21 protein-coding genes and 1 pseudogene are annotated in these 24,154 nt (G+C 60.5%); 11 read left to right on the forward strand and 11 right to left on the reverse strand.

All coding sequences use genetic code 11. The features are described 5' to 3' along the window. The 10 genes from tssJ to ELH03_RS28815 form a co-directional block, all read right to left on the reverse strand. Nucleotides 1-462, reverse strand: a complete 462-nt coding sequence (gene tssJ, locus ELH03_RS28770; protein WP_130767077.1) for a type VI secretion system lipoprotein TssJ — start codon at nt 460-462, stop codon at nt 1-3. After that, the gene (gene tagH, locus ELH03_RS28775) at nt 462-1,745 is read right to left on the reverse strand and encodes a type VI secretion system-associated FHA domain protein TagH (protein WP_130767078.1); all 1,284 of its coding nucleotides are present in this window, start codon (nt 1,743-1,745) and stop codon (nt 462-464) included. Before tagH ends, tssJ begins: the two co-directional genes overlap by 1 nt. After that, nucleotides 1,736-2,803 (reverse strand): type VI secretion system baseplate subunit TssG, encoded by a 1,068-nt coding sequence (gene tssG, locus ELH03_RS28780; protein ID WP_130767079.1) that lies wholly within the window; start codon nt 2,801-2,803, stop codon nt 1,736-1,738. The genes tagH and tssG overlap by 10 nt, the downstream gene beginning before the upstream one ends. After that, nucleotides 2,767-4,641, reverse strand: coding sequence for a type VI secretion system baseplate subunit TssF (gene tssF / locus ELH03_RS28785; protein WP_130767080.1), 1,875 nt, complete (start codon nt 4,639-4,641; stop codon nt 2,767-2,769). The genes tssG and tssF overlap by 37 nt, the downstream gene beginning before the upstream one ends. A 1-nt stretch (nt 4,642) precedes the next feature. Further along, complete coding sequence (tssE, locus tag ELH03_RS28790) at nt 4,643-5,404, reverse strand: type VI secretion system baseplate subunit TssE (protein ID WP_130767167.1); 762 nt, start codon at nt 5,402-5,404, stop codon at nt 4,643-4,645. Next, entirely contained in the window at nt 5,391-5,840 is a 450-nt protein-coding gene (locus ELH03_RS28795; RefSeq protein ID WP_065277759.1) for an Hcp family type VI secretion system effector, read from the reverse strand. Before ELH03_RS28795 ends, tssE begins: the two co-directional genes overlap by 14 nt. 26 nt (nt 5,841-5,866) lie before the next feature. Further along, nucleotides 5,867-7,375, reverse strand: a complete 1,509-nt coding sequence (tssC, locus tag ELH03_RS28800) for a type VI secretion system contractile sheath large subunit (protein WP_130767081.1) — start codon at nt 7,373-7,375, stop codon at nt 5,867-5,869. Between the two features lie 3 nt (nt 7,376-7,378). Next, nucleotides 7,379-7,915 (reverse strand): type VI secretion system contractile sheath small subunit, encoded by a 537-nt coding sequence (tssB, locus tag ELH03_RS28805; protein WP_130767082.1) that lies wholly within the window; start codon nt 7,913-7,915, stop codon nt 7,379-7,381. Next, nucleotides 7,912-9,075, reverse strand: a complete 1,164-nt coding sequence (locus ELH03_RS28810) for a type VI secretion system protein TssA (RefSeq protein ID WP_130767168.1) — start codon at nt 9,073-9,075, stop codon at nt 7,912-7,914. The genes tssB and ELH03_RS28810 overlap by 4 nt, the downstream gene beginning before the upstream one ends. A 94-nt stretch (nt 9,076-9,169) precedes the next feature. After that, nucleotides 9,170-11,263: a serine/threonine protein kinase gene (locus tag ELH03_RS28815; RefSeq protein WP_130767083.1), complete on the reverse strand. Its 2,094-nt coding sequence runs from the start codon at nt 11,261-11,263 to the stop codon at nt 9,170-9,172. 147 nt (nt 11,264-11,410) lie between these two features. On the opposite strand from ELH03_RS28815, the gene tssH reads away from it, so the two are divergent. Further along, complete coding sequence (gene tssH / locus ELH03_RS28820; RefSeq protein WP_130767084.1) at nt 11,411-14,140, forward strand: type VI secretion system ATPase TssH; 2,730 nt, start codon at nt 11,411-11,413, stop codon at nt 14,138-14,140. Between the two features lie 33 nt (nt 14,141-14,173). Here the strand turns inward: tssH and ELH03_RS28825 are convergent, their stop codons facing one another. Next, nucleotides 14,174-14,914 (reverse strand): OmpA family protein, encoded by a 741-nt coding sequence (locus tag ELH03_RS28825; RefSeq protein WP_130767085.1) that lies wholly within the window; start codon nt 14,912-14,914, stop codon nt 14,174-14,176. A 119-nt stretch (nt 14,915-15,033) separates the two neighbouring features. Between ELH03_RS28825 and ELH03_RS28830 the strand changes: the two genes are divergently transcribed. From ELH03_RS28830 to ELH03_RS28875, 10 genes and pseudogenes are all read left to right on the forward strand, one after another. After that, on the forward strand, nt 15,034-15,804 hold the full coding sequence (locus ELH03_RS28830) for a PP2C family protein-serine/threonine phosphatase (RefSeq protein ID WP_130767086.1): 771 nt from the start codon (nt 15,034-15,036) through the stop codon (nt 15,802-15,804). Between the two features lie 5 nt (nt 15,805-15,809). Beyond that, a complete protein-coding gene (locus ELH03_RS28835) occupies nt 15,810-16,709 on the forward strand; it encodes a M15 family metallopeptidase (protein WP_130767087.1) in 900 nt (299 codons plus the stop codon). Nucleotides 16,710-16,741: 32 nt separating this feature from the next. Next, nucleotides 16,742-19,177, forward strand: coding sequence for an ImcF-related family protein (locus ELH03_RS28840; protein ID WP_130767169.1), 2,436 nt, complete (start codon nt 16,742-16,744; stop codon nt 19,175-19,177). Nucleotides 19,178-19,241: 64 nt separating this feature from the next. Continuing rightward, nucleotides 19,242-19,442: pseudogene (locus tag ELH03_RS28845) on the forward strand (ATP-binding protein); the annotation flags it as partial. A gap of 94 nt (nt 19,443-19,536) precedes the next feature. Beyond that, a complete protein-coding gene (locus tag ELH03_RS28850) occupies nt 19,537-20,517 on the forward strand; it encodes a 3'-5' exonuclease (RefSeq protein WP_130767088.1) in 981 nt (326 codons plus the stop codon). A 189-nt stretch (nt 20,518-20,706) separates the two neighbouring features. After that, nucleotides 20,707-20,853 carry a DUF1127 domain-containing protein gene (locus ELH03_RS28855; RefSeq protein WP_003548073.1) on the forward strand — a complete coding sequence of 49 codons (147 nt, stop codon included), beginning with the start codon at nt 20,707-20,709 and terminating at the stop codon, nt 20,851-20,853. 259 nt (nt 20,854-21,112) lie between these two features. Then, nucleotides 21,113-21,433, forward strand: a complete 321-nt coding sequence (locus ELH03_RS28860; RefSeq protein WP_128404453.1) for a hypothetical protein — start codon at nt 21,113-21,115, stop codon at nt 21,431-21,433. Between the two features lie 40 nt (nt 21,434-21,473). Next, nucleotides 21,474-22,310 (forward strand): 5-dehydro-4-deoxy-D-glucuronate isomerase, encoded by an 837-nt coding sequence (kduI, locus tag ELH03_RS28865; RefSeq protein ID WP_130767089.1) that lies wholly within the window; start codon nt 21,474-21,476, stop codon nt 22,308-22,310. After that, nucleotides 22,307-23,071, forward strand: a complete 765-nt coding sequence (kduD, locus tag ELH03_RS28870) for a 2-dehydro-3-deoxy-D-gluconate 5-dehydrogenase KduD (protein WP_130767090.1) — start codon at nt 22,307-22,309, stop codon at nt 23,069-23,071. Before kduI ends, kduD begins: the two co-directional genes overlap by 4 nt. A gap of 329 nt (nt 23,072-23,400) precedes the next feature. Then, on the forward strand, nt 23,401-24,141 hold the full coding sequence (locus ELH03_RS28875) for a FadR/GntR family transcriptional regulator (RefSeq protein WP_128412387.1): 741 nt from the start codon (nt 23,401-23,403) through the stop codon (nt 24,139-24,141). Nucleotides 24,142-24,154: the final 13 nt, after the last annotated feature.

The raw sequence follows: 24,154 nt of genomic DNA on the forward strand, positions 1-24,154 counted from the left end.
TCAGGCGATCGAGAGCGCCATGCCGCTGCTACTCAACGCCACATTCGCGGTTACCGTCGATTCCGGCTTGATCGGTACCGCCCTTCGCCAGACACGCCCGCCTGGCGTCCTGAAGAATGCGACGACCCCGAGGAACGTCGCCTCCGGAGGGAAGGCTACCGTCTTGGAGGCCGATGCGCCGGGCGAGATCGTCAACTGATCGGCGCCAACGAGATCGGCTCCAAGCGCGGAAGACGGATCAGACTGGAGAGCGAAAACATCGGCCGTGTTGAATTTTGAAACGTCCTTGAGCCTGAGGACGAGGAGTGTCACCGGGCGGTCACCGCCGTCCGGCGCAAGATTCATACCCGCCTGTCCCGTCGCCGTGACGGTTACGGTCGAGGATTTCGGCGGTCCGCCCACACAACCGGAAATCAAGGCTGTCGTGCCAAGCATCATCAGAAAGCCGCGTCGGTGAAGCATTATTCTTTCTCCCTCTCTTCATAGCCATCCCGGAAGTCGCTGCCGATCTCGCCGAGAAAACGCGTCGATGCATTCCTGGCAATTTCGCGGTAGCGCTTCTCGTAAAGTTCCCAGAGCTTGGCACGCCGTCCGCCTGTAAGCACCGCGTCCCATGTCGATTGCGACTTCAGCTCGCTTTCAAGCGCTGCCGGATCGAAACGGTCGATCATCCTTGCGAGCGCCGCCTGGACCCCGCGCCACGTGCCCACGTGATGGTGGGCCAGGTCGCGGATGGAGCCGCTGATTGCGGCTTCCGCCGGTAGAAAACCTACGGTGCGCTGTGCGAGGAAGGTCGCGATAACATCGTCGACCGTCGGCATGAATTTGAGCGGATTGACTTCGGATGCACCGACAACGGTTTGCGCGATCCTGGCTTCGCCTTTTTCTTCGGCTCGCTTGCGCAGGAGATGGATCAGGCCCTCCAGCATCATCCGGTACTCCCGCCCGAAACTCTCCATTTGCGCGATCGAATCGGCGGCTGGAAATTCATCCCCGTCAAAACCTAATCCGCGCAGAAACGCTTCGCGCAGCCCGGCATCGGTTGATGGGCTCGCCTGCGGCGGCATTTGCGGCGGCAAGTCAGGTCTGGATTGGGGCTTTGCCTTCTGTTCGGATGCCGTGCGGTCAGGAACCGGCTGATCCGCGTGCCCGCCCGTCAGGAAAAGGTTCAATGCCTTGTCGTCCTGCCTCTGGGCCGGCAGAGGATCGAGACTGAACGGATCATCAAATGGCTGACCGCTCTTTGTGGCTTCCTGCCGATTTAGTGCCTCAAACGCCCCCGCGGCGGGCTGTTCGAACGGGTCCGGCAATCCGGCAGGTCGTCGCGGGGGAGGCTCCACCTTTTCGCTGCGCTCGGAAAAGAAAGTGTCACGCTCGAAACTGATCGGGGCGGGAGACGGCGGGCGTTCAGGCAGGCGATCCGAGGGTGTGCCCTGAACCTCGACACGGACGATATAGTTGCCGAGCTGCAATCTGGCCCCGTCGTGGAGAGGGGCGGAATTTCCTGACCCAAGCGGAACGCGCGATCCATCGATGAAAAGGCCCCCGCTCGACGTATCCGTCACCTCATAGCGGCCATGAACGCAGGCAATCGTGCAATGGGCGCGGGAAATATACATGTCCGGGTCGTCGATCCGCCAGTCGGCATCGGCGCTGCGACCGATCACGAGCTCGCCTTCCACGAGCCGCATCTGGCGAACCGCCTGCTGTTGCGGCGACTGTTCGAGAGTGAGTATCAGCGACATGGCGAATCCTCCGCAAAACCGGCGCGAAAGCCGACGAGTGTGCGCATGCACAAATCGGAAGCGTCGCAATCCTGCTTAGGAGCGAGCCAGGCAATGTGTCCGAGCCGCGCATTGCTCAGCCGCGATGCCGGAACCTCCTCTTTTGCAAGCACCAGCCTGACGTCGATGTCGAGCCCGTTTCCAACCAGATCGCGAATTGCGGTTTTAAGGGCCCTGTGCCGGTCGCTGCCAGGAAGAAACGCGGTGTAATCGGAAAGGGTCAACGGTCCGACCGAAAGCTCAATTCTCTGTTGTCGCTGGAACGTTCTCGGCCCGATCGTCGCGCTTCGGCCAAGCTGTGCGTAGGCGCCGGCGAGGCGGGACTGGAGCCTTTGCGGTATGTCCATCCAGACGCCGACAAACTCGCGAAGCCTGATGGGAACCTTGAAGTGGTCGCCGAGAAACTGCGTGAGCCTTTCGGGCCCATCGACCTGATGGGCAAGGGCTGCGGCGTGGGCGAGCTTCGTCATGTCGATCGCTGTCGGCGCGCGGTCTGCCCTGCCTCGCAGGCCGATCCCCGCCATGGCCGCCGCCATGGCACGAATGCGTCCGCCCTCGGTGCGCTCGATCTGAACGGCCGGGTGCGCATCCGCCCAGGCCCGATAGAAGAGCGCGATCATGCGATGTTGCAGCACATTGACGAAGTCGACGAACGTCGTGTCGCTGACCTCGCGCATGTCGGCACCGGCAAACCAGCGCTGCGACAGGCGATCCAGCACCCAGCGCGTCAGATAAAGCGGCATCGGGCCTTCCGGACCGAGCAGGCCGATAGTCGCGACCGTTACCCGGGCGGGCGCTGTTTCGGTGGCGGGCTCTAGCCTTGCGACATCCTGTACGGCAAAACCAAGCCGAATGTGTTGCCCGAGCCTGGCCGGTTCGCGCTGCGGAGGGCCTGCCTGACCGAAGATCCTGTCGGTATTTTCGAGCTGCCGCAGGAGCTCGAAAAAGTCGAACAGCTCGGCAGATTGGGCGACGTCATTCCTCAGATCAGGAAGCGGTTGCCCGGCGTTATCGGCCATAGCACATCCTCCTGTTTCTGCAGGATTCTCGCTCTTGTGCGCACGAATCCGTTAATCGCCGCATAGCGTGCAAAAAGCCTCGAGAGCAGCGCCGTAAGGAGCAAACTGCTATGCCCGGCAAGCACCGACTGGTCGACATGGAGCGTGATGTCGCTGCCGCGGGCAAAGCACATCGGCCCAGCGATCGGCAGGCGCTCGATGAGAGGTCGGGCCTCGACCCGCGCAATGGCGCGCACATGCCGCGAGAGGCTCGGATCTCCCCGCTGCGCATAAAGATCAAGCAGGGCATGAAGAGGGTCGACCCCGCGGCCTTCCTCCGAAAGACTGAGAAAGTTCAGCGACAATTGTGCAATAAAGCGCCAGGCGAGTTCGTCGGCTCTCGAGGCGTCGACGGCACCGGCTGGCAGCATTGCCGGGATGGATGGCCAAGGTTGGCGCAACGCACCCAGCAATTGGACGGCCTCTACCGGATCGCCGCTTTCGAGCGTCAGAGAGGGCGTGTCGTCCAGTATCGGCAGGTCGCGGTTGGTGCATAGGGCCGTCACCTCGATCCGCTTGGGCGGTCGGGTCGCCTTCGACTGCGCCGGGCGTGAGAGGGTAATGAATACGTCGTCTCCGACGTAGGACGTGCGGGTTTGTCCCTGACGAAGCTCGTCCTCGCTCGGCCGCCGTGGGCGACGTTCGGTATAATAGACCCAGCCGCTTGCGCGGTTCTGACCGAGACTGAAAAGTGCTGGTATCTCGGCATCGGAGCCTTCGCCATCGGCATCCTCGACACGCAACGCGCGATAGATTTCGAAATCGCGCGGCCGCGTCCGATCGGCGTGGAGCACCTGGCGGGTCCGCCGGGGATCGAGCTCGATGACACTGCACGAGCGCTCGAACAGATTGATGATCGGCGTTGCGAAGAGGTCGAGATCCTTCGCGGTAAGACCCGTAAGCTCCGGGACGGGTCGCCGGAGCAGGAAGACCAGTTCCAGCCTCTCGCCGCAATGGCGAACGACCGGCCGCATGCCCGTCACACGGGCATAGTGAAACCGCTCGGGGGCGATGAAATATTCGCGTAAAAGCCGGTAGCCCTCAAAGGTTTCCCTCGTTCGGGGCATGAGCGCCTCGTCGTCCGATATGCCGACCATCTCCGGCGCAGGCAACGGGCTTAACGGATTCTCGCGGCCCTCCGGGCGCGCGCCAACGCCGGTGCAGGCGCCAAACAGCGTATCGAAGAGCAACGGCGCCTTGCTCTTTTCGCTGAAGTAAAGGTCCAGGCGATCGAGCGCCAAGTCGGCGAGCTTACCCTTGCCGGTTCGATTGACCGTGATGCTCAATCCCGAGGCGCCGGGAACCCCGTCAATGGCGCCGATCCCTGCAGCCGCAAGTGCGCTTCGGTCCTGCATGTAGGTCACGGAGCTGATTGCAAGCGGCCAGAGCGTCACGTCCTGGACCGTGGTGAAGATGGACCTTGTGGAAATTCCGGGCCGCACGCTCGAAACGAGCCGCGTTCCCCGCTTCACAAGGTGACCGGCCAGCATCGTTTGAACCTGCTGGCCGGGTTTGAGCAAAGCCATGGCCGTTGCTGGGGCCGGCGAGACGAGGTCCGGATAGAAGTTTTCGAGCACGCTGCGGACATAGCGCATGCTTTCTGCGTCAACCTTCTGGCGTGTGCGGGCGGCCAGAAATGCGACGCCGTCAAGAAGCCGTTCGACGAAGGGGTCGGGGCACGGGACGGTATCGAGCGAAAGATTGCGCGCTATCGAGGGATGCATATCGGCAAACTCGGCGGCAAGCGCGCGAATATGGGTGAGTTCCTCCTCATAATATTCCAGGAAGACGCGATCCATTTCAGGCGTCCTTCAATTCGGTCCTTGCCGAGCCATTGTCGAGATCGAGGATGGTACGGATGCGTAGCCGTTCCGGTGCCGGCGTCGTCAGGAGCAGTGCGTCGATGTCGATCCTGAGACCAACCGACTTGTCGCCAAGGCTGACGGTGACCTTGGTAGCGCTTTCCTTCAGCCGGGGCTCGAATGCCGCAAGCACCTGGGCAATTTCCTTGGCGAGTTCCTCGCGGTCGAAGTCGCGCGATGAGCGGCCCGAAAATGGCGGCACCCCGTAATTGACGACACTGCGGCGAACCAGAGGGAAATCCTCAAGCGATGGAGGGTTGTCGCCGGCCTGGTCGGCCTCTGCATCGGTCAAGAGGGGAGAGGATTCGAAGCGTTGCACATTGAAAAGCGCCTCAATGTCGCGCCGCACCGCCTCGCGAAGCACATCGGTCGATACGACCACGCCGCGACTTTCGAGTTCTGTGCGACGTCGTTCCAGGGAAAGCAGACGATGGATGTTCTTTTTCTGCTCGATGCTGAGATCCGTTGCAGATTCAACTTCCCTGACGCCGCCAGCCACCATTGCGTCCAGCCGCTCTGCGTCTGTGTCGCCTTGCAGCATCTGCCGCAGATCTTTTATTTCGGAGCTGAGCCCCGGCAGGTCATTGACCAGGCGATCCCACAAAGACGGCTGGATGGTTTCGCGGGTTGCGCGCTGGTGCCCGCCAAGGGGCCTCGACTCCCTTCCAAATTCCTTTCGCCAGCCGTCACTTGCCGACATAGACATCCATTTCGACCTCGTCCTTGTCGTCGTAGTTGAACGTGATGTTCTTGTAAGCGAAGCCGACGCGCTCTTCGATGAGATCGGGCTCGTCCTCGCTTGGCATCATATTGTACTTGGTGACCGAAGCCTCCTTCAGCGTAACGACCAGATAATCGCTCGTCTCGCCTTCGATCGTTCTACGCGCCGAGAACTTGACCTCATCGAGAAGCGTGTTGTCGAAAAGCGCCTTCTTCAGATACGGCGAGGATTTGTCGTAATGCTTGATGAACGTGATCATGCCCAGACTGACGCGACCTCGTCGCGAAAGTGAGTTCGGATCGTAAGGACCGACCATTTCAAATTCCACGCCGTGGATTTCGATCTCGTCTTCGTGGCCATCACGTACGCTCGGTCCCGTAATGTCGGGCACCTTGAGAAAACCGTCAATTTTCATGGATAACCTCCAGTTCCCTTGTGAGTTCAGGTCTTCGTCGACGGCAGCTCCGATACGAGGCGCAGCGACGCGTTGATGCCTTCCAACTGATAATGGGGCCGCAGATAAAACCGGGCATTATACCACCCCGGGCGGCCTTCGACGCTGTCGACCTGAACCTCCGCCGCAGCAAGGGGCCGCTTGGCGCGGGCCTTGTCGTCGGCAAAGGCAGGGTTGGCAAGGACGTAGCGGTTGATCCACTCCGTCAGCCAGATCTGCATGTCGGACCGCTCCTTGAACGAGCCGATTTTGTCGCGGGCGATCGCCTTCAGGTAATGGGCGAAACGCGAGACCGGGAAAAGATAGGGCAGATTTGCACTCAGGCGCTCATTGGCCTGTGCATCCGGATCGACCAGCCGCCCGGCACGCGTCTCGTCGTCCTGTAGCGAATGCGCACCGATAAAGGCCGCGATGTCCGTGTTCTTCCGATGGAGGATCGGCATGAGCCCAAGTTTGGCAAGCTCAGCCTCGCGGCGATCGTCGATGGCGACCTCGGTCGGGCATTTCATCGCGACCGTACCATCGTCGGTCGGGAAATTGTGAACCGGAAGGTTGATGACCGCTCCACCGTTCTCGACGCCGCGAATTTGCGTGCCCCAGCCAAACAGCTTGTGGCTTCGATTGATATTGACCCCCATGGGGAAGGCAGCGTTCATCCACGCGTAGCGATGATGATTGCCCTGTACGTCCTCCTCGAAGGCGAAGCCCTTTACCGGAACGGTTTCCGCACCGTAAGGCAGGCGCGCAAGGACCCGGGGCATCGTCAGCCCGATGTAACGCGAATCCTCACTCTCACGCAGCGACTGCCAGGACGCATAGGCGGGCGACGAGACGATCTGTTGCAGGTCCTGGGGATTTGGCAGTTCCTGCCAGCTTTCCATGCGGAAGAGGCGGGGGGCGGCGGCGGCGATGAAGGGCGTATGCGCCGACGCGCAAATGCCGGACATGTTGCGCAGAAGGGCGACGTCCTTTGGGTGATTGGAGAACTCGTAGGCACCGATCAGGCAGCCGTACGGGCTGCCGCCAAGCATGGAATACTCGTCCGTATAGACTTTCTTGAATATGGGACTCTGATCCCACATCTGACCCTCGTAGTCTTCGAGCGTGTCGGCCAGTGCTTCTTTTGATATGTTCATGACGCGGATCTTCAGTTTCTGATCCGTCTCGGTATTGTTGACGAGATACCACAAACCACGCCAGGTTCCTTCGATCTGCAGCACTTCGGGCGCATGGAGGACCTCGTTGACCTGCTCGGTCAGAAGTTTGTCGATGCCGAAAATCAGCGATTTGATCGACTTGATCGCGTTCGAGGAAATCGCCGTCGATTGAGAACGAGCGCGTGCTGCAAGCGCGAGATTCTTGACAAGGGTTTGCAGCTTGTCGCTGTCGTCCTTCTTGACCTTGAAGTCCTTTTCGAGAAGATCACTGAATTCATGAAGATCGACGCCTTCGGCTTCCTTGACGTCGACAGCGGCGGTTCTTTCCTGTTCGGCCATGGTTTAGCCCTCCAACTTGCTGCCATCATCGATCGCCTGGTCGGCGATCTTTGCTAATAGGGGCTCGTTGTTCAAAAGCTGGGCGATGCGCTTTTCGGCGTCGACGCGGCCATCCATGAAGCCCAGCAGTTCCTCTAGCTGGCGGCGCATCTTCAACAGTTCAGCGAGCTGCGGAACCTGTTCGGCAATCCGGTCCGGCGCAAAGTCCCCCATGCTCGTAAAGGTCAGGTCGACGGCGAGTTCCTCGTCCCGCTCTTCGCCAGGCGGTTGAGGAAGCGTGTTCTTGACCCGCGCCTTGACCCGCGGGCTCAGCGCCTCCATGAAGCGACCGAACCGGTTCGCATCGGTTTCGACGAAGGTCCTGTCCCGCACGGATTTGAGAGCCTCCGGCGTTTCGGACGCACCGGCAAGATCAGCCATCACGCCCATCACGAAGGGCAACTCGATCGTGGTCGGGCTGCCATACGTTTCCACTTCATAGGCGATCTGGACGCGAGGCGCCCTGTTGCGTTCTATTACCTTCGCCTTAGTTTCGCTCATTGGTGGTCACCTTTTGTCCCAGGGGCAGGTTTCTTGCTTTCCGAAACGCCGGCTAAAAGCCGGAATTCTTTCAGCCCGGAGGGAGCCAGGTCCTCCATGAGCTCGAGAAAATCCATCGGCACCATGCGCTTGATCCTGCGGGCCAGATGGGGAATGGGGCTTGACGGCTCCGTACGGTCGTAGAAAGCGATGATAAGGTCGATACAACGCGTGACCTCGTCTCGCGAGTTTAGGCGGGAGGGAAAGACTGTCGCTGGCCAGATGGGGGCCTGGTCTGCCGCAGCGCTGACGGCAGCGAGCGTACGCTCGCCGCCAGACGGGTCCTCTTTTGGGCCTTCCTGTTGCGCATTGGGTTTGGCACGCTCCAGGGTCGCTGACACGCGATGCAGAAATCGGCTCAGATCCGGCAGGCCAACGCGCAAATCGCCACCGATCTGCAGGTTGAGCGACTGTTCCGCCGCCTCCAGAGCTGCAACGGCAGCACTTGCACTGGCGGCGATCGCTGCTGCTTCTCCAGGCGCCTGTTCGGCAAATGCCGCGCAGCTGGTCCGTATGCGATTGAGCAATTGATCATGCTCGTTGACAAGCGAGGTCTTTTCAGCAGCACTCAAACCAGGCGCCGCTTCGTTAATAACGGTACGACCGTCGATTGCCCCCCGCTCCAGATCGCGTCCCGTCACCGGACTGACGCCACGTGGAGCAAAGAACGTCATCTTTCGCAGGTCGCCGAGCAGGCCGTCCTTGTCATTTTGAAGCTGTATCAGTGCATTGATGCGGCGAAGAGCGGCATCACGGGGGGGCTGGCCGTCGCGAAGTTCCGGATGCATTGTCTGCCAGTGCATGTCGAAGGTTTGGGCAATCAGCTTCAATCCGTCGGCAAGGCCAACAAACCCCCGCTCATTTGCGAGGGCACGCGTCACGATCACAAGCAGCCTGAGATCGCGCCCGTGCGCTCGCAACTCTTCTGATTTGCGAAGCACGACAGACCAATCGACTGGCACTTCCGTTCGTGAAACGGGGTTGTTGCGCTCGTCTCGGCTGATTTCGATCTGGGGCTGTACGAGGCGCTCGAGTTCGTGGAATCGTCCGTCATTCCGCAGGCTTTCGCCGGACGGGTTGTCACCGTTTATCGGATTCAACCAGAGTGCAGATTCGAACAACATATCCCCCGTTTACCGACTAATATTGTTCTCTCAATCCTGTTTTAGCATAACTTTTCGTTCTGTACTAATGCCACTTGCGGCCAAGCAGCAACTAATTCCGAGTATCGATCAATCGGGTCGTAGTCGATAGGATCGAAACCTGCCCGCTGGCAATAACTGCATGTAAATCCTCAGCAAAGGACTTCGTGGATTCGGTTGTAGGGCGAAGTTGCGAAAATAGAGGACGGTCAGTCTGCATCGCGATTATCAGACTTCTGCCGAAGGTATTGTCGACGGCAAAGGAAAGCTTTGCGGGGTCGGTCGCTCCATCAGCCGTGGAGTAGGCGACACGGATCGTCCGCATGCCGTTGGACACGGTCCCGAGACCGGAAAGCGCGTTGTCCGGGCGCTTGATGTTCGGAAGGACGTTGAACAGATTGCCGGTGACATCGGCGATCGCGACCCAGAGGTAGCCGTTCTTAATCGTAGCCGGAGCAAGCACATCGATGACTGGATTGTCGCCGACCGCGTAGATGCCGGACATGTTTGGCTCGGATTTGTCGCCATAACCGAGCACGATCGTCATCGGTCCCTGCGGCGCATCGGGCAACAATGACTGGACTACGCACAGCTGGCTACTGAGCACTGTCGTATCAAACCGGAGATCGCGATCGCCGAGACGCGGCGCAAGCGTCTGCCGGAGCGCTTCAACATCGCCGCTGGCGGCGACGGCTCCCCGAATAGTGACTGTCGAACCGAGAGGAAAGTTTGTCCCTTCCGGCGCGTGGACGACAAGCGGACCGCAAGTCTCCAGTGGTGCGATGGCCGATTTCAGCTCGTCGGGCGTCAGACTTCTCGGACCTGCGGCAATTCGCACGACCGGCTGGTAGCCCGCGGCCTTGCTCGCCTCGTTGAATCGGCTGACGGCGGCGTCACGTGATGTCTTGTCGGGCGCAAGGCCGGTCAGGCGAACGGTTCGATCCGTAACGTCAAGCTTCCACTCGTCTAGTCCGTCGGCGGCTGCAAAAAAGCTGTCGATGTCCTGTGCCCAGCGCTCGGAAGGTTCGCCCTTCGCGAGACCGAGTGCATCCTTGGGTGCTGCAAGCCCGGCTGCGCGGGTAAAACCTGCCAATATCGCCTGCCGCTGGTCGGCATCGGGAGCGAAACCGGACAAGGTCGTCTGGTGTTGCCCATCGAGCCCGGCGCTGAGTTTATAGGGTGCCTCGACCGGCAGGCTTTTCACAAACAGGCCATCAGGAAAGCCCCCAAACCAAAGCCCCGCGATCGCCGCCACGGCAGCAATGGCTAAGATCGCCAGCCATGGTCGCCAGCCTCGCCTGGCGCCGTGCCCGCCTTCCTGCTGGCCTATACGACCGGTCCGCCACAGCTCGCTCACCTGCTTGACGACGGCCGCAGCGGTTGGCGGGCGTCGCGACGCGTCAGGTTGGGTCAGATCGTCGATCAAAGCCTTGAGTGGCTCGGGAACGCCCGCTGTATCGAGCCGGCGCTCCTTGTAGCGGACGACCTCACCAGGGCTCGTCCCGACAGTTGGAATTTTCCCCCGAAAAGTCGCAAGCAAGGATGCGCCGAGGGCATAAAGGTCCGAACGCGGCTCGGCCTGCCCGTGCAATTGTTCGGGCGCTGCATATTCATATTTGCCGGCAAACTCATTGCCGACGATTGTGCGCGCGCCCGTCGTGCTGTCCTTGGCAATGCCGAAGTCGATGATGACGGCCTCCTCGGGCCGGCCGTTGCGGAGGATGATGTTGTCGGGCGACAGATCGCGATGGACGATTTTGCGTTCGTGTGTCGCAACTAGGCCCTCGGCCACCCTTTGGGCCACGACCAGCAGATCGCCAGCGGAAATCCCGCCACGCTCGAGATAGTCGCTGAGTGGCGTGCCTGCGACGTAATCCATGACCAAATAGACGTGACCCTCGGCTGTCTGGCTGCAGTCGGTATACCGTACGACCGCGTCATTCGAGATGCCGCGCATCTCTTCTTCCCGCTTCATCAGCTCCAGATAGTTGGCATTGGCCGATAGCTCCCGCTTGAGAGCCTTGAGCGCGACGACACGGCCGGTGATCTTGTTGCTGGCGCGGTAGACTTCGCCCGTTCCGCCGCGACCAAGCACACCCTCGATCTCGTAGGTATTGTTGAGTACCTGGCTTTTGCGAAAGATGTCACCGGGCAATGGATCGATCATCTGGCAACTCCAAACCACGCGGTCACACTATTCATCAAAGACATGCGGTTCGAATATTTGTCAAGGACACTATAATGTGGCAGGTTGCCATCGACATCGAAGACTAGGCTTGTTCGTTCCAGAGCACATGGCAGGAGCCCGACCGGCATGCAGCAGAACATGTCTTCCCAGAGCTTCAAGCGTAAAGAACTGATCGGCAAGCTCGATCCGATTTGCCTGCGTGGATTTAAGGCGGCGGCTGACGCCGCCAAGCTTCGGGGCAATCCTTATGTCGAACTCGTGCATTGGATCGAGCAGCTGGCGCTCGTCGACCGCGGGGATTTCCAGTTCATCCTCGCCGACGCTGGCGTGGACCTCGGGCGCCTTGCAGCCGACATGGCGCGGTCGATCGACAAGCTGCCCTATGGCGCGACGTCCATTGAAGAGTTTTCGGACCATATATTCCACGCTGTCCAGGAAGCCTGGAGTCTCGCAAGCCTTCAGTTCGGCTCAGAGGTGGTTCGTGGCGCCTACGTCCTTCTAGCCTGCAGGAAGGTGCCGGTGCTTGACGGCCTGCTCTCGAAGATCAGCGGTGAGTTCGACCGGATCGAGGCCGATTCTGTCCTTGCCCGCTTGGACGACGTACTCTCGGGATCGCTTGAAAATAGCGACAGAAGCGACGCTGGCGAACTCGTGCGCAAGGAACGCGCGGCGGGGGGCGATTCCGCGTTGGCGAAATATGCGACGGATCTGACCAGGCGTGCTCGGGAAGGGAAGATCGATCCGGTTCTGGGTCGCGATCCGGAAATCCGCCAGATCGTCGACATTCTCATGCGCCGACGGCAGAACAACCCGATCCTGACGGGCGAGGCCGGGGTCGGCAAGACGGCGGTCGTCGAAGGCTTTGCACTTCGCCTTGCTGCGGAGGACGTGCCGCCGCCCTTGAAAGGGGTTGCGCTCCACATGCTGGATGTTGGTTTGATGCAGGCTGGCGCAAGCGTCAAAGGCGAGTTCGAAAAACGCCTCAAGACAGTGATCGACGAGGTTCAGGCATCGGAAACGCCGATCATCCTCTTCATCGACGAGGCACATACGCTGATCGGAGCGGGCGGAGCTGCGGGAACGGGGGACGCGGCCAATCTTTTGAAGCCGGCATTGGCGCGCGGCGAACTTCGCACGATCGCGGCAACGACATGGGCGGAGTACAAACAGCATATCGAGAAGGACCCGGCGCTGACCCGACGCTTCCAGGTGGTCAAGATTGAGGAGCCCAGCGAAGAAAGCGCCATCCTTATGCTTCGAGGCGTGGCGGGCATCCTCGAGAAACATCATCAGGTGCAGATCCTGGACGAGGCGATCGAAACGGCTGTCAGCCTTTCGCATCGTTACATTCCGGCCCGACAGCTGCCTGACAAGGCAGTCAGCTTACTGGATACCGCTTGCGCACGTGTAGCGGTATCGCAGCACGCGACGCCGGCCGAGGTTGAAGATCTTTTGCGACGCAAACAGTCGCTTGAGATCGAACAGGGGATCATCGGCCGTGAAAGGTCCATCGGCATTGAAGTTGCAGACCGCCAGGTCAAGGTCGACAAGGCACTCGGCGAGGCGGATACAGCCCTTGCCGCGGCGCGTGCCCGCTGGGAGAGTGAACGGTCGATTGTCTCAGAGATTCTCGACTTGCGGGCGAGGCTACGCGAACAGGGCGTTCGCCTCGATGCGGCGCTGTCGCGGAAAGATGAAACTGCGCCCGTTGCGACGGTCCCAGACGAAAATCCCTCCGCAAAGGAACGCGACAAACACTCTCCCGATGGAAATGCCGATCTTTTGCGCCTGACGGCGCTCACGCAAGAACTTGCCGAGATGCAGGGCGAAACGCCACTGATGCTGCTGTCGGTAGACCGCAACGCCGTAGCCTCGGTGGTTCAGGACTGGACCGGAATTCCCGTCGGGCGAATGCTGGCCGGCCAGACCGAGAGGGCTCTCAAGCTTGCCGGAATTCTGGGCGAACGCGTTGTCGGCCAGGACATTGCCATGGAGGCGATAGCGCGTCGGGTGCGGACCAGCCGCGCAGGACTAGGGGCGCCGGAAAAGCCGGTCGGCGTTTTCCTTCTTTGTGGACCATCCGGCGTCGGCAAGACGGAAACGGCGCTTGCTCTTGCTGAGGTATTGTACGGAGGCGAACAGAACCTGATCTCCATCAACATGTCAGAATTTCAGGAAGCCCATACCGTCTCGACCTTGAAGGGAGCACCGCCAGGCTATGTGGGCTATGGCAAGGGAGGTATTCTGACCGAGGCTGTTCGCCGCAGACCCTATTCCGTCATTTTACTCGACGAGGTCGAGAAGGCGCACCCCGATGTCCACGAGATCTTCTTTCAGGTCTTTGACAAGGGAATGATGGACGACAGCGAGGGTCGACGGATTGATTTTAGAAATACCCTCATTTTGCTGACCTCCAATGTCGGTTCGGATGTCATCATGAGGCTGACAGGCAACGGGCTCTCCCGCGCTGCCACCGAAGAGCTCGAAGCTGCGTTGCGGGCTCCGTTGCTGCAAGTGTTCCCGGCCGCCTTCCTTGGGCGCGTCATTGTTGTGCCTTATTATCCCCTCTCCGATTCCATGATCGAAGCGATCACGCAGGCAAACTTTAAGAAGATTGCAGAGCGACTGCGTACGAGCCATAACGCCGAGCTGGTCATAGGAGAGGGCGTTCTCGAGCTGATCAAGACGCGCTGCACAGAAGTCGAGTCGGGCGGCCGCATGATCGATGCGATCTTGACCAACACGCTTCTGCCGGCGCTCAGCACAGGCATATTGAACTGGGCGCTGGACGGCAAACGCTTGACGAAGGCAACGGTCGGAGCGTCTGCGGACGGCTTCACCTACGCCTTTGAATAGCGCTCAGATACTATTGCGAGCTGCCATTCGCCTTTAGCTGACTGCCTGGAATTCCACGCGTCGGTTCTCGTCCGCTTTCGGCGTTTGCGGATTGAGTGGAAACTGCTCGCCAACGCCAACAGCCTCGAGCCGTTCACGGGGAACATGGCAATCCTCCGTGAAGAAGCGCGCCACTTCCCTGGCGCGCAGCGTGGAGAGGCTCTGATTGTACCGCGCTCCGCCGGAAGCATCGGTGTGACCGATGATGCGAACGAGCTTGATATCCATTTCTTTTACGACACTGCAAAGCTTCTGCAGCATCGGCTTCTGCTTCGGTTCGATGGCGGAGGAATCAAAGGCGAACTGCACGCGATAGTTGATTTGATCATCATCCGGCAACTTCCAGTAAGTTTGAGGTGTCGTTATCGTCGCTGCTGCAGTTGCTGGTGAAGTCTCCGCCGACCCCTGTCCGGACGACGGGGTCGCCTCGACTGTTGCCCCACTGATTGCATTTGCCGGAGTGCCCGAATTGCTACTCGCCTGGCCGGATCCGGTCTTGGCTCGCGTGGTCTCGGGCGTTGCGATCGGCACTGGCGTCGCCTCGGGTGCAGGCGCGGAATTGGTCAGCACGAGGCCGCGGGACGACCCCAGCTTGGCGGCCTTGAACAATTCCATTTGCCTTTGGAAACGTTCCTTGAGCGCCGATTCGTTTAGTTCCTGCGCATTCAATTCACTTCGCAACGCGAAGAATAAAGCGAGAGACACCAGCAGCTTCAAAGTCAGAAGGCGCTTCATTTTAGGTTCCTCTCGGCAAAAATGTTTCGCGTTGCCAAAAATTACTATAGGATGACTTTGGGTGCAACCGCTCCGGTGCCGGCCCTCACGACGGAGCGAATGATGAGGTTCTTCCGGTCATGACCGCGGAGTATCCCAATAGTCCCTCGACGCGCGTCCCGAGCTCGCCGGGCAGGCCGCAAGGGGCTGGGCTGAGTCACACCGGTCATGTTCGCAAACGCAACGAGGATGCAATACTCACGGATCCCTCGGGTGTGCTGTGGGCCGTTGCGGACGGTATGGGCGGCTATGGCCACGGCGACGTTGCGGCCGACCTGGTGATCGAGCACCTGGCCCTGCTTCCCCATGCTCCAATCACGAGCGCCGATCTCGTGGGCGCCCTCGAGGCCGCCAATTCCGCCGTTCGGCGATGGGCAATCTCCGCCGACGTAGCGCAGATGGGCGCAACGGTAGTGGCTGCGCTCCTGGACGGCGGCACTGCTACGCTCGCCTGGGCGGGCGATAGCCGTGCCTATCGCTGGCGCGATCGGGAACTACTGCAGCTGACGCGCGATCATTCGGTCGTGCAGGAGCTTCTCGATGACGGACGCCTTTCTCCCAATGAGGCCTGGCAGCACCCGCAAGCTCATATTGTCACCCGCGCAATTGGAGCGTCCGATCATCTTGTCGTCGAAACCACGGAAGTTTCATTCCGCCCGGGTGATGCCCTCATTCTCTGCTCCGACGGACTGACCGACTGTGTGGCGGATGCCGAGATCACTGCCCTTATGAATGCCGTTTCAACGCCGCCGGTGGCCTGTCAGCGATTGATCAGTGCTGCTCTCGACAACGGTGCCCCGGACAACGTGTCCGTGATTGTCGTCCAGATTGACGGAGCAGCGATATCTTGAGGCCCATGAATGCCATCGCGGCCGTCGTCATCGGCATGAGCATCGTTCTCGCGGCCGTCATCTTTGCGTTTGTCGGTAACCTCCTCCAAGATACGGAATTTGACCCCAATGCGGGCAAATTAGATCGCCTCACGCAGCAGCTTGCCCAGCAGGACAGCGAAATTCGAGGGCTTCGCTCTGAATTGAACGCCCTGAAAGGACGGGTGTCGGACGTCGATGGCAGGGTGACGGAGCTGGAAAAAACACCACGTCTCGACCCTGCTCAGACAGCCCCTGTCATCAGCCCGCAAGGCGGCCAAGCGCCCGATCCGTCACTCCACTTCACGGATCAGTTCGGTGGCATGGCACCGCAGGAAGAAGAAGAAAATCTGACTGAACCGATGCAACTGGCCAAGAAGCGCTTCAACGAGAATGTCATACGCCCGACCCCGGCAGTGCTACGGCAGATATTGGGCGAACCGCGAAGCACCTATTCGACGACCTGCGAACCGATCACCAATCCAAAATTGCTGAATGCACTCGAAACCCGGAATATCGGCCATGTTCGGCTGACCATGATCAGGCCGGCGCTGGATTCGCTGCAGCAGATCATGGCGCGCCTCCAGAAAGAGGAGCCCGATATCTATGCTGCAATCGGGACCGAGGGCGCGCTCTGTGCACGCTATGTGCGGGGGTCAGCGAAGTCGGTGTCCTCACATGCGTGGGGGGCGGCGGTCGACCTGAAACTAAAGAAGAACCTCGACAACATGGGCGACAACAGCACGCAATTCGGGCTCGTGGTCCTCGCGGAATTCTTCAATGAGGCCGGCTGGTATTGGGGTGCGGGCTATAGCCGCGAAGATTCCATGCACTTCGAGGTAGGCGAGGCGCTCCTGCGAAAATGGGCGGCCGAGGGCAAGCTGTGAAGGGCCATCTCGAACCGCCGGGTCCAGCCGCTATCCAGGCAGATGTGCTTCCCGCACTGGCACAGCCCCTGTTGGATCTGGCAAAACGTGCCGAAACTGAAAAGCATCCAGATCCTCGCGAGCTCGCGGCAACGGCGCGTAGCCTCGTCGCCAATTTCGAGACGGAAGCGCGACGCAGGAAGGTTCCACAGGACTGGCTGCTCGACGCACGCGATGCACTCGTCGCTCTGCTCGACGCGCGCGCGCGCAACAATCCGGCATTGTCGATCCGAAAATGGGAGCGCGCGCTTGCCGCTGCTCTTCCGATTGGCGGCGTTATTGCTGCCAGCAGCCTCGCCGAACGGGCGACGGCGGCTGCAAGGGCAGGGCCTGCGCGCCGGGATCTCGCGCGCTTCCTTGGTCACTGTAACGATGCTGTCCAGGCAGCGCTCCTGTCGGCCACTCAGCATAAAACGCGGGCGGATCGCGGTCTTTCTGCTCTTGTGATCGGACTTTTCCTGGCAATCCTCGTGATTTGGGCAGGATGGGCCGAATGGCAGTTTCGCGAGCGGCTTTTGTCGCAACTGCCCGATGTCGCACGCGTCATAGAAGCCGGTCAGGCGGCAACACCTGCCGCGCGCGCGGTTCAACTCGATGCATTCCTGGCCGCAGTTCAGCTCGTTGAGCAGGATGCGAAGCGTTCTCCGCTTGGTCTCATTCATCACATAGGCATGCTCGACCCGGCAGAGGCCGCACGCCGCCGCTATGGCCAAGCCGTCGACGCCCTGGCCGCCAGCCCGCTCGCTGAAGCCCTTGGTGTTGCTCTTGCAACGGAAGGGGAGGCGACTGCACTTTACGATTCCCTACGCGCCTGGTCCATCTTGAGTGGCACATCCGACTGGCAACCGTGGTTTCTGGCAGGCTGGATCGACGATCGAGCTCAGACATTTCCCGAACTTACCGGCCTGGCAGTACATGTCGCTGCCATGTCAGCGGGCCCGGCAGATCTTCAAAAGCCGGATTCCGAAGCAATCGCCCAGGCGAGACAGTTTGCTTCAGAGGGCTCTGCGACCGAGCGTGCCATGCTCGAGCTTTCCCGTGCCGAGAAATCCGCGACCGTGCCTGCCTGGTCTCTCGGGCAGGCGGCCCCTGGTCTCGACAAGATTTTGATCCGCAGGTCCGGACGACCTATCGAGCGGACCGTGCCCAGTCTTTATACGGAGACAGGGTGGGCTTATGCGCGCTCTGGCGCCGCAGAGGAGGCGATCGGGAAGGCAACAGCCGAAACTGCGAAACTCCTGGGCTCCGCCGACAAAACGAGCGCTGATGCAGTTATGGACCTCCTTCAGAAACGAACTCTGGAGACATGGTCGCAGTATCTCGGCGATCTCCGTGTGCGGCCGTTCACCGATCAACCGAGTGCTGTGATCGTCAGCGGTGTACTAAGCGCCAGCAACTCGCCGCTCTCGGCACTGATCCGTGAGGTTTGGCGCCAGGCGGGTGGCACCGACCGTAGCCGAAGCCACGCGAACCAGCTTCGGATTGCCGCGACACTCGGGCCTGCGATCCAGTTCGTGGAACAGGGTCGCATGTCTGAAATCTCGCGCCTTTTCTTATCGCTGAATGTCGCGCTTGCCCTTCTGGACGGAAACACGGAAATCGGAAAAAAGTCGTTGATGGATGCACAGGATCGCGCCAATTCCGTCGTCGCCCTGCAGCAGGCCCCGCTCCTCGTCGTACAAATGGTCGAAGACGTGATCTCGCAGACTGCCTCTCCAAAGCCGGTAGAAAAGCCCGCCGATCCAGTTCCGGCAGCAAAGCCGTCGGGGGCTTGGGGCGAGGTCGCTGTGGCCTGCCAGGCGGCTGTCGCAGGCCGCTATCCGTTCTATGACGGGGCGGACGCGGATATGGCGGAAGTAGCGCGCATTTTCGCTCCGAATGGGCTCGTAGAGACATATTTCCGTACCCAGCTGGCGCCTTTGATGGATACGTCAGCGTCCCCGTGGCGCTGGAAACCCGAAGCCAGGCTCTCCGGATACGCGCCCGAAAGCGCAGCATTCTTTCAAAGGGCTTCCGCGATCGGCGACGCTCTCTTTCGTCAGGGAAGCTCGCCGCATGTCCCTTTGTCGCTTGAGGCGCTGGCGCAACGCGGTGCCGCAACCATCTCGATCGGCGGCGCTCACGCTCCGGTTACCACGTCAGGCGGAACGGTGACTCTTAACTGGCCAGGCGACCTGCCGGCGCGCGGCCTTGAGATCTCCTTCGACAGTAGTGGCGCGGTCGAGAAAAAGAGCGCGCCCGGGCCCTGGGGCCTATTGCGCTTTCTGGACGGGTCACGCTTGCGACCACGCGACGGCGGCCAGCGCTTCCTCGTCGACGTGCGGACGACCGGCGCGCGCGCCTACCTTCAGATGTCATTCGCCGGGCCAGCCAATCCCGTCTCCGCGCGTTTGTTGATGCGGGGATTGACATGTCCGTCGGCGCTCTGAGAGCAACATGGGAGCGCCCGCCCGGTGTGAGTTAATGCTGAAACGCCAACCGCAGTCTTTTGGCCGGATAATCGAGCCGTTCTTCAAGCGCCATCACGACGGACGCGGCGCCGGCCTCGGCCTCAATCTCGTTCGTGACATCCTGCGCATGCACGGCGGCGAGGTGACGATCGACAACCGCAACCCCGGCGCGGTCTGCCGCCTGAGCTTCCCACCGGACAAAACGGCAGGCGTTCACACGCCGCCGCGCCTGGCGACTGCTTAATTCAAAGGGCTAAAGCGTCCTTTGTGGCGCTCGAAAAGATGCGCGGCGCTGTCGTGCGATGGATTAAATCGCGTCTCCGTGACATATAGATTCGATGAGCGTGCACAGAGATTCGCAACTCGACATGTTTGCCAAGGCATCGCCCGCGATTGCCAAGGTGCGCGGTCCAGCGCGCCGGCTACCTTCCCAACCGACCGCCTACTCTGATGAAGACATGGCGCAGACGCTCGAAGAAAGCGGCAACTATCGCATCTTGAGAAAGCTGACCGCCCGGCCGGTGGCGTCAGTCAGACGGCCGGAGTTTTCGCAGCTCGGCGTCATTCTCGATACGGAGACCACCGGTCTCAACCACCGCAGCGACGAGATCATCGAAATCGGCGCCGTCGCCTTCACGTTCAACGATAATGGGGCGGTCGGCGATATCGTCGGCATTTACGGCGGCCTGCAACAGCCGTCCCTTCCGATCCCGCCCGAGATCACCCGGCTGACGGGTATCACCGATGCGATGGTCGAAGGACAGCTCATCGATATCCAATCTCTGAGAGCCCTGATCGAACCGGCGGATCTGATCATTGCCCACAATGCCGGGTTCGACCGGCCGTTCTGCGAAGCCTTCTCGACGATTTTCGCCGGCAAGGCCTGGGCATGCTCGGTTTCGGAGATCGACTGGAGTGCCCGTGGCTTCGAGGGTACGAAGCTCGGCTATCTCGTCGGCCAAGCCGGGTATTTCCACGAAGGCCATCGCGCCGTGGACGACTGCCATGCGCTCCTCGAAATCCTAGATCGAGAGCAGCGCGACGGTGAAAGCCCGTTCACCGAGCTCTACCGCGCCAGCCAGCGCGCGCGCATCCGTATCTTTGCCGAACACAGCCCGTTCGAGATGAAGGACCACCTGAAGGCGAGGGGTTATCGCTGGTCGGACGGAAGCGACGGTCGTCTGAAGTCCTGGTGGATAGAAGTCGGCGAAGAGGATCTCGGCGACGAGCTTTCCTATCTGCGTTCGGAAATTTACCGGTGGAAAGAAGCGGAGCCGCCGACGGTGCGGCTGACGGCCTTCGATCGCTTCAAACTCTGACCGCGGAGCGGTTCGGTCCTGATCGGGAAATCGCTTCCCGATATGACGATCCATGCAATTGCTGCATAGGTGCAGTGATGCATTGGCGCTGTAATAGTCAGAGGTCTCATATTATATACAACTCATCGAAGCGAACGAAGCGCCAAGGACTGGCAGCTGAGCTTCGAAAGCCCACGAAAGGGGATCATCATGAACGTAGCACGCTCTTTCAATAACTGGCGCAAGTACCGTCAGACGGTCGCTGAACTGGGTCGTATGTCCGCACGCGAACTCGACGACCTCGGCATCGGCCGCAGCGAAATCCGCAACGTCGCCCGCGCGGCCATCGCCCGCTAACGGCAAATTAGACCAAGCATCTTCGTGACTATGCCAGCGCCTGCTTCCTCCCGAGCGGGCGCTTTGCTTTTGTGCGTCCGGCGGATGGAGCAAGGTGATCAAGCCGCCCGCTTTTCGCATAACGCATAGCTGCATTGCAAAGAAATGCCTATCAACTGAGCAAGAAATAAGTATGATTATTTCTATCGAAGCGATGCACCTCCTCCCGCGTCCCTTCGATAGACAGACGCCCCATCCTCCTCCCAGGGTCGTCTGTGGAATGACAGCACTCCTCCTCCCAGCTGTCGTTCGGTTTTTTTCGAAAGCCTGCCGCACCTCCTCCCGCGGCAGGCTTTTTCGTTTTGGCCCAAGAAAATACCGGACCGCGCCGAAGCGACCACTTGCGATCATCGCTTATGGCGTCATCATCTCCGGAAATTCTCCTGTCTATTCCCAGATTTTCTTTCGTGCACTTGCCGGTCCCGCGTCTCCTCAAGCGCGCACCGACAAACCTGTTGACACCAAACTTGTCGTACAACTATGTAACCGGATGGATACCGCCGCAGCGGAACAGGCCGGACAAGATCGGCTTCCGCAATAGCGACGACCCGTGGCGACAATGAAGCGGAAGGAAAATTGACATGCAGATCGACGTGAGGCACGCCTCCCATCCAGAGGCCGTGCGTGATTTCGACACGGAGGCGCTGCGGCGTCACTTTCTGGTGGAAACCGTCTTCGCGAGCGGTGAGATCCGGCTCACATATTCGCATTACGACCGGATGGTCATCGGCGGCGCGACGCCGCTCGGCTCCGGGCTGACGCTGACGGCGCCGACGGCGATCGGACAGGAAACCTTCCTTGCCGAGCGTGAGCTCGGCGCCCTGAACATCGGTGGTGCCGGCCGCGTCATCGTCGATGGCACGAATTACGATCTTGCCAAATATGATTGCCTCTATGTCGGCAAGGGTGCCAAGGACATCAGGTTCGAGAGCGCGGATGCTGCCAATCCGGCAAAGTTCTATCTGGTCTCGACGCCAGCGCATCAAGCGCACCCGACCGTGTTGCTCACCCGCGAAAAGGCCCGTCACCTGACGCCGGGCGAAGCCGCAACAGCCAACAAGCGGTCGATCTATCAGTTCATCCATCCGGAAGTCTGCCAATCCTGCCAACTCACCCTGGGCTTCACCATGATCGAGCCGGGCAGCGTCTGGAACACCATGCCGGCCCATACGCACGACCGCCGCATGGAAGCCTATCTCTATTTCGATCTCGAAGCGGAGCAGCGTGTATTCCACTTCATGGGCGAGCCGCAGCAGACCCGGCATATGCTTGTCGCCAACGAACAGGCGGTCATCTCGCCGCCCTGGTCGATCCATTCGGGCGCCGGCACCAAGAACTACAGCTTCATCTGGGCGATGGCCGGCGACAATAAGAGCTTCACCGACATGGACCATATCGCCATTGCGGATCTGAGATGAGCATCGTGGCAAATCCCTTCGACCTTTCCGGCCGGGTTGCCCTCGTCACCGGCGCCAATACCGGGCTCGGCCAGGCCATCGCGGCCGCACTGGCAGGGGCCGGTGCGTCGATCGTCGCCGTCGGACGCTCCTCAATGGACGAAACCGAGGCGCTGGTGAAGGAAGCGGGAAGCCGCTTTCATGTCGTCAAGGCCGATCTTGCCAGCATCGAACCGGTAAAGGGGATCGTCACTGAGACCATCCAGACCTTCGGCGGCCTCGACATCCTCGTCAACAATGCCGGCATCATCCGCCGTGCCGATGCGCTCGACTTCACCGAGGAAGACTGGGACGCGGTGATCGACGTCAACCTGAAGACCGCCTTCTTCCTGTCGCAGGCCGCCGGCCGTCACATGGTCGACAAGGGCAGGGGCAAGATCATCAACATCGCCTCGCTGCTTTCCTTCCAGGGCGGCATCCGGATTCCGTCTTATACCGCCTCGAAAAGTGGTCTCGCCGGACTGACCAAGCTGCTGGCCTGCGAATGGGCCGGCAAGGGCGTCAACGTCAACGCCATCGCCCCCGGTTACTTCGTCACCAACAACACCACGGCGCTGCGCGAGGATGCCGATCGCAATGCTGCCATCCTTGCCCGCATCCCGGCCGGGCGCTGGGGAACGCCGTCCGAACTCGGCGGTGCCGCCGTATTCCTGGCATCGTCGGCGTCCGACTACGTGCATGGAACGGTACTGCCCGTCGATGGCGGTTGGTTGGCGCGCTGATCGGTCTCACCAACCGATCAGCCCCAGAGCGCCGTGCGTCTTTTCAGACGCGCTAAGGACGCTCGATCGCTTTGATTTTCCGCATAACCCCGAAAATCGATTCCGGTTTTCGGGGTTATGCGCTAGAGCATGATGCCGAAAAGTGTGAGCGGTTTTCGGACGACATCATGCTCTAACTATATAATGTAGAACAGGATTCAGATTTTAGGCCAACCCGGCCTAAAATCATCCTGTTCTAGGGCTGCTGCCCACCGGATCGGCGTGGATACGGAATACGAACAGGAAACGAGGTCGGCGCAGCCGCCTCGACACCAGGATTTCGAAACAGGATGGCAGATAAGGACAACGCGGTCTTCAATACCATTCAGCAGGCGCCGAACCTGCGCAGCAACCTTGCCGATATGTTGACGGCGCAAATCGAGTCCGGCGACCTGAAGCCCGGCCAGCGCCTGCCGACCGAACAGGCGATCATGACGGCGACCGGCGTCAGCCGGACGATCGTTCGCGAAGCGCTCGCCGCCCTGCGTGCAAAGGGGTTGATCACCACGCGGCAAGGCCTTGGGGCTTTCGTCTCGAACGATCCGACGCCGAGATCCTTCTCGATTATTCCGAACGACCTGCAGTCGATCGACGAGGTTCTGTGCGTGCTGGAGCTGCGCATGGGGATCGAATACGAAGCCGCCGGTCTTGCCGCGCTGCGGCGCACGCAGGAGGACATCGACCGCATGCAGGACCGTCTCGATGCCCTCGACAAGGCGCTCGAAGAGGGCGGATACGGTGCGCAAGAGGATTACGCCTTCCACAGATCCATTCTGGTCGCGACGCAGAATTCCTATTACGGCCGCCTCTTCGATACGTTCGGCAACATCATGGTGCCGCGGCAATGGGCGCGCTTGGACAAGATGACATCAGCCGAGCGCAAGCGCCATGCGGCGCGCATGCGCAGGGAACACCATGCGATATTCGCGGCGATCCGCGACCGCGACGAATCCGCCGCGCGCCGCGCTATCCGAAGCCACCTGTCGAAGAGTGCCGCGCGCTTCGAAGAGCTGCGCGACGCTACCGCATAATCCCGCAGTGAAT

Source organism: Rhizobium beringeri, assembly GCF_004306515.1.
Classification (GTDB): domain Bacteria; phylum Pseudomonadota; class Alphaproteobacteria; order Rhizobiales; family Rhizobiaceae; genus Rhizobium; species Rhizobium beringeri.